The 3,775-nt window shown below is 41.6% G+C and carries 2 protein-coding genes; one reads left to right on the plus strand and one right to left on the minus strand.

Features of this window, described 5'->3' with window-relative positions; all coding sequences use genetic code 11:
- Positions 1-1,260 (plus strand): penicillin-binding transpeptidase domain-containing protein (locus H6S82_RS22915; protein ID WP_277926541.1); only part of this gene is annotated, 1,260 nt, incomplete at its 5' end.
- Between the two features lie 117 nt (positions 1,261-1,377).
- Here H6S82_RS22915 and H6S82_RS22920 read toward each other — a convergent pair.
- On the minus strand, positions 1,378-3,255 hold the full coding sequence (locus H6S82_RS22920) for an ATP-binding protein (RefSeq protein WP_190463362.1): 1,878 nt from the start codon (positions 3,253-3,255) through the stop codon (positions 1,378-1,380).
- Between the last annotated feature and the right edge of the window lie 520 nt (positions 3,256-3,775).

Genomic DNA, 3,775 nt, shown 5'->3' on the forward strand with positions numbered 1-3,775 from the left:
TCTGCTAGAGATGTTTCTTTGGCTGAAGCTGCTACTCTAGTAGGGATTTTATCGGCTCCCAATAATTTTAATCCTTGCGGGGATAACCAAAGTTTGCTAAGAGCAAAGCGGCTGCGCGATGCTGTAATTGTGAGGATGCTAACTCAAGGTAGGATTAGTCAAGAGGAGGCAAATGAAGCACGACGAACTCGGATCGCAGTCAGTCCTAAAGTTTGTCAAGAGCAATCCAATACAATTGCGCCCTACTTTTACAGTTATGTTTTTAACGAACTTCGCTATCTATTGGGGGAGGAATTAGCGAAAGAGGGTAATTTTTTCATCGAAACTTCTCTCGACCCCCGGATGCAAAGGCAAGCAGAAGCAACTTTGCGTAATGCGATCGCTAAATCAGGGGTAAGCAATCGCTTTTCTCAAGGCGCGATCGTTACTCTGGACTCCCGCACTGGTGCGATTTTAGCTTTAGTTGGCGGTTTGGATTACAAACAAAGTCAGTTTAATCGCGTTACGCAAGCACACCGACAAGCGGCATCGACTTTTAAGGTTTTTACTTACACGGCGGCGATCGAACAAGGTATTTCACCGGGTAAACTGTATTCTTGCGCTCCTCTTGTTTGGGTTAATCGCTATCGGGGATGCGAACGAGTCGGCGGGGCGAGTACGGATATGTACAGGGGTATCGCACAATCTGAAAATGCGATCGCTCTGCGAGTGGCGCAAGATGTCGGTTTGGATAATGTGGTGCGGATGGCGCAGCGATTGGGAATCGACTCGAAACTCAATCCCGTACCCGGTTTGGTTTTAGGTCAAAGCGAAGTTTATCCGTTGGAGATGACAGGTGCTTTTGCAGCTCTAGCCAATCGCGGTGTGTGGAATCGTCCCCACGCGATTAACCGCATTTTAGACAGCAGCGATTGCAGCGATCGCAATAACCCCAGTACCTGCCGCGTGATTTATGCCTACGATCCGGCTAACGAGGGTAGGCGAGTTCTCAGACCGGAAGTAGCTTCTCAAATGACTACTTTACTACAAGGTGTCGTCAGAGGGGGAACCGGTCGCAACGCTTCTTTGGGTCTGGGGGAAGAAGCTGGCAAAACGGGTACTAACAGCGATAATAAAGACTTGTGGTTTATCGGTTATATTCCCAGTCGCCAAGTGGCTACTGGTGTTTGGCTGGGAAATGACAACAATTCTCCTACTAGCGGAAGTAGCGGTCAAGCGGCGCAAATTTGGGGAACTTATATGCGTCAAGTTGTCAATTGAATCTTGAAACTTTTGATTTTACCTTTAATGTCGGCAGAAGGCTTCCTGGGAATCCCCCGCTACAAGAGCGTTAGCAATTAGCGGCGGGAGTATGTCAAACCCTTCTTCCCCGACGCCCTAGCTATAAATACAATTTGCTATCTGGAATCTTCCATTTGGGAATTCTCTTGTCTCAATCCTGTGTTTGATGGGGAGAGCGATCGCAAATTCACTTCCCTGTCCTACATAAGATGTAAAATTTATTCTCCCACCGTGTTTTTCTTCTACTATCTGACGGCTAATTGATAATCCCAAACCAGTGCCAATACCTCTGGCTTTGGTAGTGAAGAAGTTGTCAAATATTTTCGTCATATTTTCTGGAGAAATGCCATTACCTGTGTCAGCAATTCGCACTTTCACCCAGTTTTTATCTTGGCGTTCTGTAGTAATCACAATCTCTTTCAGTTGTGTATTTTTTGGCGTTTCTACTAATCGGTTATTTGGCGCAGCCGTATTTAAGACTGCCCCAGATGACATAGTTTCTGGCTCTAAGGCATCAATTGCATTACTCAGTAAATTCATAAATACTTGATAAAGTAAGCCTGTGTAGCCTTCTATTTCTGGGATGTCGCCATAGTTAAGCACGACATTAATTCCCTTTTTAATACGGTTGTGGAGAATCAACAATGTACTGTCGATACAAGCGTGCAAATCGACAGATTGAGGTGCCGCTTCATCTAAGCGAGAGAAATCTTTTAAACTGAGAACAATTTGGTGGACTCGCTCCGCACCCATTTTCATCGATTGCAAGACTTTTGGTAAATCTTCTTCCAAAAATTCGATGTCAATCTCTTCTGCCAACTTTTGCACGGCTAAAGGTGGATTTGGGATTTCATTTTTGTAAGTTTGTAATAGTGCAAAAAGGTCTTGAATGTAATCATTAGCATAGCCGATATTTCCGTATATGAAATTGACGGGATTGTTGATTTCGTGGGCAACTCCGGCTAGCATTCTCCCCAAACTAGACATTTTTTCGCTTTGGATTAATTGAGTTTCTTGCATTTGTCGCTGGCGTTCTGCTGCTGCTTTTTGTTCTTCTAAAAGATGTTTGACTTTTTGAATAAGTTCGTTCAAAGATGCCGCTAAAATACCGACTTCATCTTTTGTCACTACTGGCACTTGCAGGTCAAAATTAGCTTTTTCGGTAACTTGCTCCGCTACTCTGGTCGCATCTTTGAGAGGACGAGCTATCGCCCTACTCGTTTGGATAGCTAGAAGCATCGCCAATACAACTGATATCAGCATACTCGCTATGGGTGCTGATACTTGCACCATTTCTCCATGTTCTCGAAATTCTTTCGCCTTGTGTTCTTCTTGAAAAACAAATTCTGCGAGTTTTGTTAAATTATCCGAGAAGGCATCAATTTTGAGTACCGTTTTGCTATTTGTGAAATTTAACAGCGAACTTTGCAATTTAGGAAGTTCTTCTGGCTTAATAATTTGCAGATTTGTTCGATCCAGAAGTTGTTTCATTTGTTGGTAGTATGTTTCTAACATTGTACTACCATTCCCCGCGAGAGGTTGCAATTCTTTCAACTTAGTGAATGTTTGAGAAGATTGAATTTCAGATAATAAACTTTTTAATTCATTTAATTTTCCACGTAAATGAGAGTATTCTGTTTGAAATTGTTGCGGCTTCTGGATTAAGTAAATCAATTTTTGCTGATGCGATCGCGTTTGCAATAAAACCACTTGTAACTTATGTAACACCTCTCCTGCTTTATGCCACTTTTCTGCTTCAATGGTAGCTTTTGTCTCATAGTAATTACCCACAGCAAGACCTACAGTTGTTCCTAAAACTGCAATACCTACCGCCAGAGTATAGCCACAGGTTATTTTACTGCTGATACTGAGATTGCCTAATGTCTGTTTGCACCAACTTAAATTGATTAAACACAACTTTAAGGTCTTTCTCAATAAGAAATGAGCTTGTTTTTGCACGTATTTATGTTTCATAAATTTCCTAAATTTCCTAAATTTCGAGTATTTTTTGTTGCTAAGTTACCGAACTCCAGATTTTTTTATCGGGAGTTGTTATGCTTTTGTGCGTACAAAAACATTGTTATTTTTTTTGTCTTGTGCCTCTCTGCCATAGCAGAGTAAATACGGCGGAGAGCAGATTTTACTAATGATATTTTTTACTTATGCGAAAGCTTTGCAACGAAAAAATATTGTCTAACTTCCCAGGAAAAACTCTCTATTTGGGTGCGATCGTCAGTGGTCGCTAGTATAGACATTCATAAGTATAGCTTGGACTGATATGAAATGCGTTCCGTGAAAACCACAGTCAATCGATCGCATTAAACACTTTTTTAGAAAATAGCAAATTGCCAATCTTTAATTTGTAGCTTTTTGTGACAACTAATTGCCGCTAATCTAAAGAATAGACTATATTACCAGGTTAGAAATAATGTGCATTTTTTTTACAAAAAATCCGCTCATCGACCCAATGCGGAATTTGATGACGATCGATAGC

This window comes from Planktothrix sp. FACHB-1355 (assembly GCF_014748295.1).
Lineage (GTDB): Bacteria > Cyanobacteriota > Cyanobacteriia > Cyanobacteriales > Aerosakkonemataceae > Aerosakkonema > Aerosakkonema funiforme_A.